The organism is Aeromicrobium sp. MLTX1, assembly GCF_046452335.1.
Taxonomy (GTDB): domain Bacteria; phylum Actinomycetota; class Actinomycetes; order Propionibacteriales; family Nocardioidaceae; genus Aeromicrobium.
Genome location: NZ_JBKFDN010000001.1, coordinates 2,024,211 through 2,037,210, shown reverse-complemented (window position 1 = coordinate 2,037,210; position 13,000 = coordinate 2,024,211). Strand labels below are relative to the sequence as shown.

At 73.4% G+C, this 13,000-nt stretch carries 13 protein-coding genes; 4 read left to right on the top strand and 9 right to left on the bottom strand.

The genetic code is table 11. The annotated features are described in order from the left end of the window. Positions 1–11 precede the first annotated feature (11 nt). Together ACK99Q_RS09885 and ACK99Q_RS09880 are read left to right on the top strand one after the other, a co-directional pair. Positions 12–1,232, top strand: coding sequence for a fibronectin type III domain-containing protein (locus ACK99Q_RS09885; RefSeq protein ID WP_410185945.1), 1,221 nt, complete (start codon positions 12–14; stop codon positions 1,230–1,232). A 125-nt stretch (positions 1,233–1,357) separates the two neighbouring features. Beyond that, a complete protein-coding gene (locus ACK99Q_RS09880) occupies positions 1,358–4,063 on the top strand; it encodes an Ig-like domain-containing protein (RefSeq protein ID WP_410185944.1) in 2,706 nt (901 codons plus the stop codon). A 63-nt stretch (positions 4,064–4,126) separates the two neighbouring features. Here the strand turns inward: ACK99Q_RS09880 and ACK99Q_RS09875 are convergent, their stop codons facing one another. Further along, positions 4,127–4,765 carry an FMN-dependent NADH-azoreductase gene (locus tag ACK99Q_RS09875; RefSeq protein ID WP_410185943.1) on the bottom strand — a complete coding sequence of 213 codons (639 nt, stop codon included), beginning with the start codon at positions 4,763–4,765 and terminating at the stop codon, positions 4,127–4,129. 83 nt (positions 4,766–4,848) lie between these two features. Here ACK99Q_RS09875 and ACK99Q_RS09870 point away from each other — a divergent pair, with 83 nt between their 5' ends. Continuing rightward, positions 4,849–5,370: a MarR family winged helix-turn-helix transcriptional regulator gene (locus ACK99Q_RS09870; RefSeq protein WP_410185942.1), complete on the top strand. Its 522-nt coding sequence runs from the start codon at positions 4,849–4,851 to the stop codon at positions 5,368–5,370. Here the strand turns inward: ACK99Q_RS09870 and ACK99Q_RS09865 are convergent, their stop codons facing one another. The 6 genes from ACK99Q_RS09865 to ACK99Q_RS09840 are packed head-to-tail and all read right to left on the bottom strand — an operon-like array spanning position 5,371 to position 9,574. After that, entirely contained in the window at positions 5,371–5,745 is a 375-nt protein-coding gene (locus ACK99Q_RS09865) for a hypothetical protein (protein WP_410185941.1), read from the bottom strand. Then, a complete protein-coding gene (locus ACK99Q_RS09860) occupies positions 5,742–6,461 on the bottom strand; it encodes a RibD family protein (protein WP_410185940.1) in 720 nt (239 codons plus the stop codon). The genes ACK99Q_RS09865 and ACK99Q_RS09860 overlap by 4 nt, the downstream gene beginning before the upstream one ends. After that, the gene (locus ACK99Q_RS09855) at positions 6,458–7,240 is read right to left on the bottom strand and encodes a lysylphosphatidylglycerol synthase domain-containing protein (RefSeq protein ID WP_410185939.1); all 783 of its coding nucleotides are present in this window, start codon (positions 7,238–7,240) and stop codon (positions 6,458–6,460) included. Before ACK99Q_RS09855 ends, ACK99Q_RS09860 begins: the two co-directional genes overlap by 4 nt. Further along, a complete protein-coding gene (locus ACK99Q_RS09850; protein ID WP_410185938.1) occupies positions 7,237–8,214 on the bottom strand; it encodes a glycosyltransferase family 4 protein in 978 nt (325 codons plus the stop codon). The genes ACK99Q_RS09855 and ACK99Q_RS09850 overlap by 4 nt, the downstream gene beginning before the upstream one ends. Then, entirely contained in the window at positions 8,211–8,588 is a 378-nt protein-coding gene (locus ACK99Q_RS09845; protein ID WP_410185937.1) for a 6-pyruvoyl trahydropterin synthase family protein, read from the bottom strand. Before ACK99Q_RS09845 ends, ACK99Q_RS09850 begins: the two co-directional genes overlap by 4 nt. Continuing rightward, positions 8,588–9,574, bottom strand: a complete 987-nt coding sequence (locus ACK99Q_RS09840) for a zinc-dependent alcohol dehydrogenase (RefSeq protein ID WP_410185936.1) — start codon at positions 9,572–9,574, stop codon at positions 8,588–8,590. The genes ACK99Q_RS09845 and ACK99Q_RS09840 overlap by 1 nt, the downstream gene beginning before the upstream one ends. A gap of 84 nt (positions 9,575–9,658) precedes the next feature. On the opposite strand from ACK99Q_RS09840, the gene ACK99Q_RS09835 reads away from it, so the two are divergent. After that, a complete protein-coding gene (locus tag ACK99Q_RS09835) occupies positions 9,659–11,791 on the top strand; it encodes a CDP-alcohol phosphatidyltransferase family protein (protein WP_410185935.1) in 2,133 nt (710 codons plus the stop codon). Here ACK99Q_RS09835 and ACK99Q_RS09830 read toward each other — a convergent pair. Next, complete coding sequence (locus tag ACK99Q_RS09830; protein ID WP_410185934.1) at positions 11,788–12,489, bottom strand: anti-sigma factor family protein; 702 nt, start codon at positions 12,487–12,489, stop codon at positions 11,788–11,790. The two genes, ACK99Q_RS09835 and ACK99Q_RS09830, sit on opposite strands and share 4 nt — an antisense overlap. Then, on the bottom strand, positions 12,486–12,971 hold the full coding sequence (locus ACK99Q_RS09825) for a sigma-70 family RNA polymerase sigma factor (RefSeq protein WP_410186084.1): 486 nt from the start codon (positions 12,969–12,971) through the stop codon (positions 12,486–12,488). Before ACK99Q_RS09825 ends, ACK99Q_RS09830 begins: the two co-directional genes overlap by 4 nt. Positions 12,972–13,000: the final 29 nt, after the last annotated feature.

Sequence of the window (13,000 nt, the reverse complement as noted above, 5' to 3'; positions counted from 1 at the left end):
AAGGAGTCCTCGTGACCTCGAAGTCCCTGCGCCTGCCCCGGCCGCTGCACCTGCTCCTGGCGTTCGCCCTCGCGACGACCATCCTGCTCTCCGGCCAGGGCCTGCTCGTGCCCGCGAAGGCCGCGAGCATCACCTGGGTCGACGGCGGCGACGACCAGCCGTGCCTCAACGACGACATGGGCCGCGCGCTCGACGCCCTGCCCGCCGACCAGTGGTGCACGCCGATCAGCGGCTGCTACCAGGACGACGACGGCAAGTACGTCCTGCCCAGCCGCAAGACGGGCATCTGGCAGGGCAACCCCAACGACGTGAAGTACGCCGACGAGATCAAGGCGGAGCCGACCCCGAAGCCGACCGCCAAGCCCACGACGAAGCCGACCACGAAGCCCGTCGCCAAGCCCACCGCGAAGCCGACGACCAAGCCCACGACGAAGAAGTCGGTCGACACCGGCGCGCCGACCACCACGACCGACAGCCTCGGCGTCGACGAGAACGAGGTCGTCGCCGAGGGCGCGCCGTCCGCGCCCGCCGCGCCCGTCCTGACGGTCGACGGCAAGGACGTCACGGTCACGTGGCAGGCCAGCCCCGACGCCGAGCTCGAGAGCGTCACCGGCTACGTCCTGCGCTTCAGCGGCGCCGACCCGGTGCAGCTCGACGCCACGACCACGACCCACACCTTCACCGACCTGCCCGACGGCACCTACCGCGCCGCGGTGCGCGCCGTGAACGAGGCCGGCGAGTCGCCGTCCTCCCCGCCGTCGGAGATCGCCACGGTCGGCAAGCCGGTCACCGAGGTCGTCGGCACGGTCGCCGTCACCGGTGACCTCGAGCCCGGCGCCGCGGTCACCGTGACCGGCACCGGCTTCGCCGCCGACGTCCCCGAGCTCACGCTCGAGCTGCACTCCACCCCGGTGGTCCTGGGCACGGTCGCCACCGACGCGAACGGCGGCTTCACCACCGCGGTCACGATCCCCGAGACGGTCGAGGCCGGCGAGCACTCGCTCGTCGTGCTGTTCGACGGCACCGAGATCTCCAGCACGCCGGTCGAGGTCGGCGGCGCCGAGGTGGCCGCGGCCGCCGCGGTGACCGAGGTCGCCGAGACCGTCCCGCCGCACACGGGCCTGGCCATCCTGGTCGTCCTGGCGCTGGCCGGCGTCGGGTCGCTCACGTGGCACGTGCTGACCGGTCGCCGCCGTGCGACGCGCTCGCGACTCGCGGAGGTGATCGCCTGACCACGGCGATGTGCAGGACGGCTGGATCGCCCGACATGCACACGCCCGGCGATCCAGCCCACCGACCCACGAGAACACTCCCCTGAACCGGCCTGCCCAGTGTGGCAGGAGAAAGCGACACCACCATGACCACCTCCCTCCGGCGCCCCGTGCGGCGCGGACTCGCGGCCGCCGCCGTCGGGGCCCTGACGGCCTCGCTGCTCGGCCTGACGACGACCACCGCGCACGCCGCGGCGCCCGTCCCCTCCCTCGGCGTCACCGTCGACTACTTCGACGACGTGTACGACGACCTCGGCGCGAACAGCGTCTTCGAGACCGTGACGATCGAGCGCTTCGAGTACCTGCTGAAGAACCAGACCGGCAACATCGCCTTCTTCATCGGCGACCCGTCCGACCCGTCGAGCCAGGCCACGATCGCGCACGTCAACCGCGTGGCGAAGGCCCAGGGCATCACGAAGGTCTACAACTTCACGCCCAAGCTCGACGGCGACACCCTGAACGTCTGGGACCTCAGCCGCTCCGGCCTCAACGAGGCCGGCCGCACGTTCTACGGCAACGTCGGCAACCGGCTGATCACCGACTACCTGAACAAGGACGCGCAGACCACGTTCACGAAGAACGCGGCCACCGACCCGTACCTGTTCGTCTACAACAAGGACCGCGTCGACGGCGGTGTCGAGGACCGCATCGTCGCCGCGCTGGGCGGCGCCAAGACCGCGGCCGACCTCGACACCCCGACCGAGGTCGCGGCGTACGAGGACCAGGTCGAGGACGTGCTCGGCAGCGTCTCCAGCTACGCCACCAACACGAACTTCCAGTTCCAGAAGGACGAGGTCAACCGCCGCCACAGCGCGTCGTACCCCACGGCGGAGACGCACGGCGGCCAGATCCTGACCGACGCCGACGGCACGGACGGCTTCCGGATCCAGACGCTCACCTACCCCGAGCTCATCCACCTGCTCGGCAAGCCCGGCGACATCCCGCTGCTGTTCGGCGGCACGTGGTGCCACAACACCCGCGCGATCATCAAGGACGTGAACGCGGACGCGCAGCAGTACGGCGTGAAGACGGTCTACAACTTCGACTTCTCGCTCTTCTCCACGGGCAACGGCGGCTCCGACCTCGGTCACATCCGCGACAACGCCCTGGCGACCACCGAGGACGGCACGCTGAAGGCCTCGCGCCCGTCGCACCTCTACGGCGACCTCGTCAACACGTACCTGCCGAACGCGTCCACGCAGTACCGCACGGCCCAGGACGTCGCCGACCTCGGCGGCGGCAGCGTCAACGCCGTCTCGTACTACCCCGGCGGCGACACGACCAAGGAGCTGCGCCAGGCGCGCAAGATCCAGGTCGGTCACGTGCTGACGTACAACAAGGACCACGTCGACGCGCTCGGCAACCCGGCCCCGGTCGTCGACCAGGCCATCCGTCGCAACGACGACGGCGGACACACCGAGCACATGACCGAGTGGTGGTACGTCGCCGGTCGCGACCTGGCGAAGGGCGACGCGACCCTGCGCGGCGCCCTCAACCCGACCAGCGAGACGGGCGCGAACTCCCTGCAGAGCCAGCGCGCGTTCGCCAAGGAGGCCATCGACGAGATCCACACGGTCTTCCGCGGCTTCGCGAAGCAGGCGCACGCCAGCACCACGACCGTCGCCGAGGTCGGCCCGGTCTCGGTCGGCGGCACGCCCACGCTCGACGTCTCGGTCGCCGCGGCCGGCTACGCGCCGTACATCTCGCTGAACTCCGCCAATGCCAACACGCCGCTCGTCTTCGACACCGGCAAGCCCTCCGGCTTCGTCGCGGTGTTCGACGGCGCCCAGAAGGTCGCCCAGGCGCGGCTCAAGCGCGACGGCACCGCCTCGATCGTGCTCCCGGCGCAGCCGGCCGGCGAGACCGACCTCACGGTCCGCTACCTCGGTCGCGGCGACGTGATCGAGCCCTCGCAGGCGTCCGTCTCGTTCGCGGTCGCGGGCGATCCGTCGACGACGAGCCTCAGCGTTCCGGCGTCGGTGACCCACGGCGCCGGTGGCACGGTGACCGCCACGGTCACCGAGGGCGCGACCGGCTCGGTGCGACTCACCGGCCTGCCCGGCGAGCCGCTCACGGCCGCGATCGAGGACGGCACGGCCACCTTCACGGTGCCCGCCACCACGCCGGCGGGTCGCCACTCGCTCGTCGCCCGCTACACCGGTGACGACAAGTACGGCGCGTCGGAGTCCGAGGCGGCGGAGCTCGTCGTCGCGAAGGCGAACGCCACGCTGAAGGCCACGGTCGCCGCGACCCGGTACGGCACGGCTCCGGTCGTCCGGACCACCGTCACCGGTCCCGCGGGCGTCACGCCCACCGGCACCGTCACGGTGACCACCGGCGGGAAGTCGTACGTCGGTCGCCTCGACGCCGCGGGTCGCGCCAACGTCTCGCTGCCGCGCACCCTGACGCCGAAGGCCTACGCGCTGACGGTCGTCTACGGCGGCAACGCCAACGTCCGGGCGGCCAGCACCACGGCGCGTGTGACGGTGGCGAAGGCGGCCGTGCGAGGCGTCTCGCTGAAGCCCCGCAAGACCGTTCGCGCCAAGAAGGCCACCGTCGCCACGGTGACCGTCACGACGCCGAGCGGCCTGGTCAAGGCGTCGGGCAAGGTCCGGATCGTGCTCAAGCGCGGCTCGAGCACGAGGACCGTCGTCGGCACCGTCCGCTCGGGCAAGGCCACGGTCAAGCTGCCGAAGCTGACGAAGGGCACGTGGAGCGCCAAGGTGTCGTACCTGGGCAACACGGCCTACGCCGGCAAGACCGCCAGCACGAAGATCAAGGTGAAGGGCTGACCGTCCGACACGAGCGAGGGCCCCGACCGGTGACGGTCGGGGCCCTCGCTGCGTCTGCGGGACTCAGGCGGCGCGGGCCGCGAGGTCGGCGCCCGCGGACGTGGCGGCCTCCTCGGCCGTCTTGCGCATGATCGAGGCCATCTCGGTGAACTCGTCGAGGGCCGGGTTGACGCCGACGAGGGTGAACTCGCGCTCGACCACCGTCAGGTCGGCGCCCCAGATGTCCACGAGGATCCGGCGCAGGAAGTCGGTGTTGTGGTCCCAGCCCTCGCGCGGGGTGCCCGGGCCGTACGCGCCACCGCGCGTGGTGACCAGGACGGTCGGGGTGCCCTCGAGCAGGCGGGTGCCCTGCGGGGCACCGGCCAGAGCGACGTCGATCCACGTCTTGGCGTGCTGGGAGATGCCGAAGTTGTATAGCGGCATCGCCAGGACGGCCAGCGAGGCCTGCTGCAGCTCGTCGGCGACCTGCTCGGCGAGGGCGATCGCCTCGCGCTGGGCGGCGTTGCGGTCCTCCTCGGGCGTGAAGCTGCCGGCGATGGCCCCGCTCCACACCTCGGCTCCGAGGGGCTGCTGACCGAGGTGACGGCGCACGACCGGGACCTCGGGGCGGGCGGCGGTGAACTCGTCGAGGACGAGATCGGCCAGCGCGCTGCTGGCGGACATCGGGCCCTGGATGCTGGCGTCGACACGAAGCAGGGTCATGCGGGTCTCCTTGAGTTGAATGTTCAAGTCGACCCTACGTCCGGTCTGCTTGAACGTTCAAGCGTGGGCGGTATCCTGTTCGCGTGACCTCCGACACTGCCTCCCCCGACACCACGGAATCCGTGCGCTGGCTGACGAACGACCAGCAGCAGCAGTGGCGCGCCCTCTTCGGCCTGCTGTCGACGCTGCCGAGCGCGATCGACTCCCAGCTCAAGCGCGACGCCGGCGTGAACGCGTACGAGTACCAGGTGCTGGCGGCCCTGTCGCAGTCCCCCGGCCACACGATCGGACTCTCGGTCCTGGCGGAGGAGGCGCGCGGCTCGCTGTCGCGGCTCTCCCACGCCCTGACGCGACTGGAGAAGGCGGGCTGGGTCGAGCGGTGCCCCGCCGCCGAGCCCGGCGGCCGCCGGATGCAGGCGCGGCTCACCGAGACGGGCCTGGCCAAGATCGTGGCGATCGCGCCCGGTCACGTACGCGAGGTGCGCCGGCTCGTGATCGACGTCCTCACCGACGAGCAGCTGACCGCCCTGGGCGACGCCGCCCGCGCGATCGCGGCCGTCGCGGGCGAGGGCGCCGAGACCTGCACCGAGGGCCCCGCCTGCTGACTACCGTCCGGACGCGGTGAGCCGTGCGGGCCGCTCCTCGTACAGCCCGTAGGCACCGGCCAGCACCGCCACGGCCTCCGACACCGCCGCCACCCAGGCGTACCAGCTCCAGTCGGTGGAGATGCCGAAGAGCTCGCCGTTCACGGCGATCAGGAAGCAGACCAGGGTGGTGGCGCCGAAGCCCGCCAGCAGGAACAGCGGGATCCAGTGCCTCCAGGCCAGCAGGAGCACCGCGATCGCGAAGCCGGCGACGACGTTGACGACGAAGAGGGCGCCGACGGTCCCCTGGTCCTTCACGCCGTCGAACCACAGGTACAGGTGGACCACCGCGGACACCACCGCCGCCAGTGCGCCGACCACTCGAGCTGCCGTCATGGCTGACCTCCTCGGTCCTCTCCCCCTGACACGTCGGCCACGCCGGAGTGGTTCAACGCGTAGCGGAGCAGGACGACGTCCCCGATCGAGCGGGTCTCCACCAGGCGTGCCCGGTCGCCTCCGGTGAACGGGAACGTGCCGGGCCCGACGAAGCGGGTGGCCTCGGCCTGGCCCACGAAGAGCGGCGCGACGACCAGGTGGAGCTCGTCGGCCAGGCTCTCGGTGAGGAACTGCGTGAGCACCTCGCCACCGCCCTCGACCAGCAGCCGGCGGACCCCGCGCTCGACGAGGTCCGCGCCGACCTTCGCCAGCTCCACCGGGTGGCCGCCGTCGACCACGGTGGCCAGCGCACCCAGCCGCTCGGTGGCGGCGGCCAGGCTCTCGGTGGCGCAGTAGACCAGCTTCGGTCCGTCGCCGACGGTGAAGAACTGGGCCTGCGCATCGAGCGCGGCGTGCTGGGTGACCGTGACCTTGATCGGCTGCGGGGCCCGTCCGGCCGACCGGCGGCGCGCGACCCGGGCCGCCGAGCGGACCATCAGGCGCGGGTCGTCGTGCCGGACCGTCGCCGCGCCCACCAGGATCGCGTCGCTCTCGCTGCGCAGCTCGTCGACGCGGTCGAGGTCGGCGTCGTTCGAGAGCAGCAGGCGGCAGTCGCTGGTGTCGTCCAGGTAGCCGTCGAGCGACATGCAGCAGGACAGGACCGTGTAGGGCCTCACGTCGGCGCACCTTCCCCGGTGGCGTGGCGGGCCAGGACCAGGAGTCCGGGGAGCGTGGCCAGGCTGGACAGGACGCCGAAGGTGACGGCCACGGTCAGGCCCGTGGCCGCGGTGGAGCCGAACGCCGCGAACGCGGAGGCGGCCACGCCCTCGCGGGGACCCCAGCCGGCGACGTTGAGAGGGCACGCGGCGCCGAGGAGGACGAGCGCCCCGATCGGCAGGACCGTGGAGAGCGGCAGTCCGGTGGGCTGGGCCGCGATCACGAAGACCAGCAGGTGCCCGACCGTGCTCAGCGCGGACCACGTCACGATCGCGCCGAGAGCCACCGCGGACAGCACGAAGGCGGCGACTCCCCACCACCGCCACGGATGCGGCAGCACCAGCACGCCGACGAGCCCGATCTGCACCGCCTGGCCGATGCCCCGCTCCCACAGGACGCCGCGCCAGCCGTGCCGAACGCCGCGGTGCACGTCGCCCACGACGCCGCCGGGAAGCACGACGTTGAGCAGCTGCGAGCGGTAGTAGGCGGCGTAGGCGACCCCGAGGGGCAGCGGGACGTCGTGGCGCTGGGCCACGAGGGTCCAGCGCCTGGCGCAGCACCACGTGGTGCCCGCGGTGAGCAGGACGGCCGCCGGCACCGCCCACGGGCGCACGGCGCGGAGGCCGTCGACGAAGGGGTCGGCCCCGAGCTGCCGGACCAGGACGAGGACGATCACCACCCCCGCGGCGAGGCGGAACGCGCCGTGGCGCGCCCGGACCGTCGTCGCGAGCGTCGTCATGGCAGCGCCTCCACGGCGATCGCGACGGCGGCCGCCGTGGCCTCCCACGTGGGCAGCGTGCGACGGCGGGCCAGGGCGACCTCCCGGAGCGAGCGCCGCAGGTCCGGGTCCTCCAGCCAGCGGCGCAGGCAGCGCGCCAGGAGCTCGGGATCGTCGGGGCCGACCAGCACGCCGGGTGTCTCGTCGCCGACGGCCCCCAGCGCCTCCGGGACGCCGCCGACGGCGCTGGCGAGCACCGGGAGCCCGTGGGCGAGGGCCTCGGTCACGACCATCCCGTACGTCTCCTCCCGCGAGGGCACCACCGCGAGGTCGGACGACGCGTAGACGGCGTACAGGTCCGAGCGCGCCAGCTCGCCGGCGCAGCGGATGCGGTCGGCGATCCCGCTGTCGGCCGCCCGCTTGCAGAGGCGGTCGGCGAACGGCCGGTCGAGGTCCGGGGAGCCGACCAGGGTGCAGGTCCAGTCGAGGTCGGCCACCTCGCCGAGGGCGGCGAGCAGGACGTCATGTCCCTTGGCGGGCGTGAGCGCGGCGACGCAGAGCAGCGCCGAGCCCGCGTCCGAGCCGGCGGTGGGCACCACGCGGGGAGCCCCCGGGGTGGCGACGTGCACCCGCCGAGGGTCCAGGTCCCGGAGCAGCGTGCGGCGGGTCCAGCGGCTGGTGGCGACCACCACGGGGGCGCGGGCGAGCAGCTCGTGCTCCCCCGCACCCCCGAAGACCAGGTGCACGAGCGGCACCACCCGGACCGGCGCCCCGAGGAACGGCTCGGGCGCCCACGACGCGACCAGGCTGTCGACGAGCGCGGTCGCTCCGATCGGCAGCGCGGCGACCGCGGGTCCCACCTCGTCGCTCCGAACCTCGTGGGTGACGACCTCACACCCCCGGGCGATCAGCCCGTCGCGCAGGTGCCGGTCGTAGACGTTGCCGCCGCTGGGACGCGTCTCGAAGCCGGCCGGGACGAACAGGTGGATCGTCACAGTGGCCTCGTGTAGCCGGCCCACGCGACGTGGGACTCGTGCACGGTCACCTCGAGCTCGGTCACCGCGTCGCCGGCGAACCGGGGAGCGAGCCGGTCGGCCACCCAGCGGGCGATCGCCTCGGTCGAGGTGTTGACGCCCCGGAACTCGTCCTCGTCGTCCAGGTTGCGGTAGTTCACCACGGCGAGGACGTCCCGGAGCTGCTCGATCGCCCGGCCGATGTCGACCAGGATCCCGTCCGGACCGAGCTCGGGCCCGCGGAAGGTGGCGTCGATGACGTAGGTGGCGCCGTGCAGCCGCTGGGCCGGTCCGAAGACCTCGCCCCGGAAGCTGTGGGCGATCATCACGTGGTCGCGGACGGTCACGGCGAACATCAGGCCTCCCGGGAGTGCACGGAGTCGTAGGTGATGGTGTGGCACAGCGCCGTGCGCGTCCCCGCGGCGAGCTCGGCCATCACCGTGGGCAGCTCCTCGAACGGCGAGGCGCCGGTGAGCAGGGCGTCGAACGCCGGGTCGCGGAGCAGGTCCAGCGCCAGCGCGAGCCGCTGCGAGCGCGTGCGGCGGTGCCGGCGACGTAGCGCGACCTCGCCGACCTGGCTGGCGCGGATCCCCAGCCGCCTCGAGTGGAAGTCGCCGCCGAGGGGGAGGGTGACCGGGGTGTCGCCGTACCAGCTCAGCTCGACGACCTCGCCGTCCGGCGCGAGCAGCTCGAGGGAAGTCCGCAGCCCGGCCTCGGTGGCGCTGGCGTGCAGCACCAGGTCTCGGTCGCCGGTGACCTCGCCCGGGCCGGCGAAGTCGACGCCCAGCATCGCGGCGACCTCGGCCCGCGACGGGTCCACGTCGACCAGGGCCACCTCCACCGCCGGGAGCCGGGCGAGCAGCCGCGCCACGCAGCAGCCGACCATGCCGGCGCCGACGACGGCGATCCGGTCGCCGATCAGGGGGCCGGCGTCCCACAGGGCGTTCACGGCGGTCTCGACGGTCCCGGCCAGGACGGCGCGATCGGCCGGGACGTCGTCCGGGACGAGCGTGACGTCGGCGACCGGGACGACGTAGGCGGTCTGGTGGGGGTGCAGGCAGAACACGGTCCGGCCCAGCAGGTCCCGCGCGCCGTCCTCGACTACGCCGACGCTCAGGTATCCGTACTTCACCGGTCCGGGGAAGTCCCCCTCCTGGTGCGGCGCGCGCATGCGCTCCCGCTGGTCGACCGGGACGGCGCCGCGGAACACCAGCGTCTCGGTGCCCCGGCTGATCGCCGAGCGCACCGTGCGCACCCGGACCTGGCCGGCGCCCGGAGCGCCGACGGCCACGGGGCGGATCTCGCCGTGGCCGCGTCCGACCCAGAAGGCCTGCTCCTCCACGTCGGTCTCCGTCCCGCCACCCGGGTGTGAACCGGGCGAACGCGCTGTTCGTGTTGCTCCCGTACCCACACACACGGAGGCGCGGTGAGTCAGGTTCAGATCGAGCCGCGGAATCTGCTCTCGGCGGCGAACCTCGTCACGGGCAGCCGCTTCGTCCTGGCGGCGGCGGTGGCCGTGGTCGCGCTGCTCGACGGCCCGGGGTGGCTCCTCGGCGCGCTGGCCGGGGCCGCCCTGATCAGCGACTTCGTCGACGGCCGCGTGGCTCGCGGGCTCGGGACCGTCACGCCACTGGGCGCGCGTCTCGACCAGGAGGCCGACGCGCTGTTGATCCTCGTGCTCAGTGCGGTGGTCGCAGCGGACCTGGGGGCCTGGGTGCTCGGTGTCGGCATGGCCCACTACGCGTTCGGCGCGCTGTTCCGGCTCGTCCCGCCGCTGCGCACTCCCCCGGCCCGGCCGCGGTACTGGTGCAAGGTCGTGGCCGCGTCGGTGGGGATCGTGCTCGCCGTAGTGGCGGCGGTCCCGCTGCCCACGGCGGTGGCGACGGCTCTCGTGGTCGGGGTCGCGCTGCTGCTCGCGGAGTCGTTCCTGCGGGAGACGGTCGATCGCTGGAGGTCGCCGCGTCCGCCGGAGCGGCCGCGGGTCGCCACCGTGGTCGCGTTCGTCGTGGTCTGGGCCGCCCTCGTGCTGCCCACGGACCGCGAGCACCTGACTGCCGCGGTGCTCCTGCGGCTGCCGCTGGAGGTCCTGCTGGTGGTGGGGCTGGCCCTGCTCCCGTGGCGCCGGACCCGCACGGCGGGAGCCGCCCTCGCCGGCCTGCTGCTCGCCGTCGTGGCGCTGGCGACCGCGCTCGACCTGGGCTTCCACGCGGTCTTCGACCGCTGGTTCGACCCCGTCGGCGACTGGTCCTACCTCGGGCCAGGGGTCGGCGTGCTCGGCGACTCGATCGGCACGGGTTGGGCGCTCGGCGTCGCCGCACTCGCGGCGGTCGCGGCGGTGGCCGTGCTGGTCGGGCTCCCCCTCGCCGTGGTCAGGCTCGTCGCGGTGGCGAGGGAGCACCGTCGGCCGGCCGTGGCCACGGCCACCTCGTTCGCTCTGGTCTGGGCGCTGCTCGCCGTCACGGGGATGCCGGTCGCGGCCGCCGGTGCCGCGGATCTCACCGCAGCCGAGGTGGACGCCGTCCGTGCCGGGCTCGCCGACCGCCGGGCCTTCGCCCGGCAGATCGCGGCCGACCCCGTCGCCGCCGCGCGGCACGACCCCGCGTCCCTGCTCTCCGGGCTGGTCGGCAAGGACGTGCTGCTGGTCTTCGTGGAGAGCTACGGCCGGGTCGCCGTCGAGGGCACGACCTACGCGACCGGGATCACCGAGGTGCTCGACGACGGCTCCGCCGCCCTCGATGCCGCCGGCTACCGGTCGCGCAGCGCGTTCCTGACGTCGCCCACGTTCGGCGGGGGGTCGTGGCTGGCGCACGCGTCGGTGCAGTCCGGCCTCTGGGTGGACAGCCAGCGGCGCTACCGGCAGCTGCTGCGCACCGACCGACTCACCCTCACCCGCCTGTTCGGCCGGGCGGGCTGGCACACGGTCCTCGACGTACCCGCCAACACCGCCGACTGGCCCGAGGGCCGGGACTTCTACCGGTTCCAGCGCCTTCTGGACTCGCGCACCGTCGGCTACCGCGGCCCGAGGTTCGGCTACTCCCGCGTGCCGGACCAGTACACGCTCGAGCACTTCCGGCGCGCGGTGCTGACCTCCGGCGCGAGGAAGCCCGTCATGGCGGAGATCGACCTGACCTCCAGCCACCACCCGTGGACGCCCCTGCCGTCGCTCATCGCCTGGGACCGGATCGGCGACGGGTCCGTCTACGACACGATGCGACAGTCGTCGCCGTCGCCTGTCCTGCGGGACCAGCCGGCGGTCAGCGCGCGGTACGGCGAGTCCATCGAGTACACGTGGCGGACGCTCGTCTCGTTCCTGACCACCTACCGCGACCCGAACCTGGTCCTGGTCGTGCTCGGCGACCACCAGCCCCACGCCTCCGTGAGCGGCGACAGCCCCGGGCACGACGTGCCGATCAGCGTGATCGCCTCGGACCCGGCGGTCCTGGAGCGGATCGACGGCTGGCGGTGGACCCCGGGGTTGCGCCCCGCGCCGGACGCACCGGTGTGGCGCATGGACGCCTTTCGTGACCGGTTCCTGACCGCGTTCGGGGCGCGGCGCTAGGACGCGCGGAGCCTCAGCACGGTGCGTCCGTCGCTGGTCACGATCGTGACGTCCCGGATGTCCTGGCGGTCGGCCGCGGTGCCCGACGTCAGGTGGATCGTCCTGCCGGGCAGCGCCTTCCACGACGTGACGTCCTCGGAGGTGCCGTCGGCGTGGGTGACGACCATCCGGTAGGTCCAGACCGCGTCGGAGTAGCCGGGCTCCACCGCGGCGTAGGTGCAGTCGAGGTCGATGCGCGTGCCCCACCGAACGGGCGTCAGCGACACCCAGCCGGAGATCGGCTGCTCGCCGACCGGCAGCAGCCGCTCACGGGCCGCGGTGTCCTGCGCGACCGTCGAGCTCTCCGGCCCCGGCCCGTCGCCGCCGTTCGAGACCGCGACCGCTCCGATGGCGGCCACGGCCAGGACCGCCGCGGCGATGCCCGTCACGACGTACGTCCGCCGGCGCCGCCGGATCCGGGCCATGCGGCGCAGCAGCGACGGCAGCAGGGTGTCGGGCACGGGCGGCGGGTCGTGGGGGTCCTCGACGACGTCGATCGGGACCCGGGCCAGCAGTCCGGGCAGCCCGGCCAGGTCCCGCACCGCGCCCTGGCACGACGCACAACCGGGCAGGTGGCGCTCGAACGCCGCCCGGTCGGCCGGTGACAGCGCGCCGAGGACGTACGCGCCCGCCTCGTGCTGGTGTCCGCAGTCGCTCATGCGCCCATCCCCATCTCCTCGAGGGCGAGCCGCAGGGCCCGCAGGGCGTAGTGGGTGCGGCTCTTGACCGTGCCCTCGGGGACGCCGAGCTCGCGGGAGGCCTCGGCGACCGACCGCCCCCGGTAGTAGCACTCCAGCAGGACGGCGCGATGCTCCGGCGACAGGTGGGTGACCGCCTCGGCGACGACCCACGACTGGAGCAGCGCGTCGGTCGGGTCGACCGGGGTGCCGGGCTCGGGCAGGTGCTCGGTCGGGCGCTCGTTGCGGTACTGCCGGCTGCGCCACTCGTCGATGACGATGTTGCGCGCGACGGTGAACAGCCACGAGCGGATCGACCCGCGGGTCTCGTCGAGGACCTGCGGGTGCCGCCACGCGCGCAGCAGCGTCTCCTGGACGACGTCCTCGGCGCGGACCGGATCTCCGGTCAGGTGCAGGCAGAAGCCCCACAGCGCGGCCGCGTGCGCGTCGTGCAGCCTCTGCATCAGCACCTGGGAGTCGTCGGTCATGACGT

Excerpts from the sequence above, each read along its gene's own strand:
- ACK99Q_RS09875 (WP_410185943.1), bottom strand. The coding sequence starts at position 4,765 with ATGACCCTGCTTCGTGTCGACGCCAGCATCCAGGGCCCGATGTCCGCC.
- ACK99Q_RS09855 (WP_410185939.1), bottom strand. The coding sequence starts at position 7,240 with ATGACGACGCTCGCGACGACGGTCCGGGCGCGCCACGGCGCGTTCCGC.
- ACK99Q_RS09845 (WP_410185937.1), bottom strand. The coding sequence starts at position 8,588 with ATGTTCGCCGTGACCGTCCGCGACCACGTGATGATCGCCCACAGCTTC.
- ACK99Q_RS09830 (WP_410185934.1), bottom strand. The coding sequence starts at position 12,489 with ATGAGCGACTGCGGACACCAGCACGAGGCGGGCGCGTACGTCCTCGGC.
- ACK99Q_RS09865 (WP_410185941.1), bottom strand. The coding sequence starts at position 5,745 with ATGACGGCAGCTCGAGTGGTCGGCGCACTGGCGGCGGTGGTGTCCGCG.
- ACK99Q_RS09825 (WP_410186084.1), bottom strand. The coding sequence starts at position 12,971 with ATGCAGAGGCTGCACGACGCGCACGCGGCCGCGCTGTGGGGCTTCTGC.
- ACK99Q_RS09880 (WP_410185944.1), top strand. The coding sequence starts at position 1,358 with ATGACCACCTCCCTCCGGCGCCCCGTGCGGCGCGGACTCGCGGCCGCC.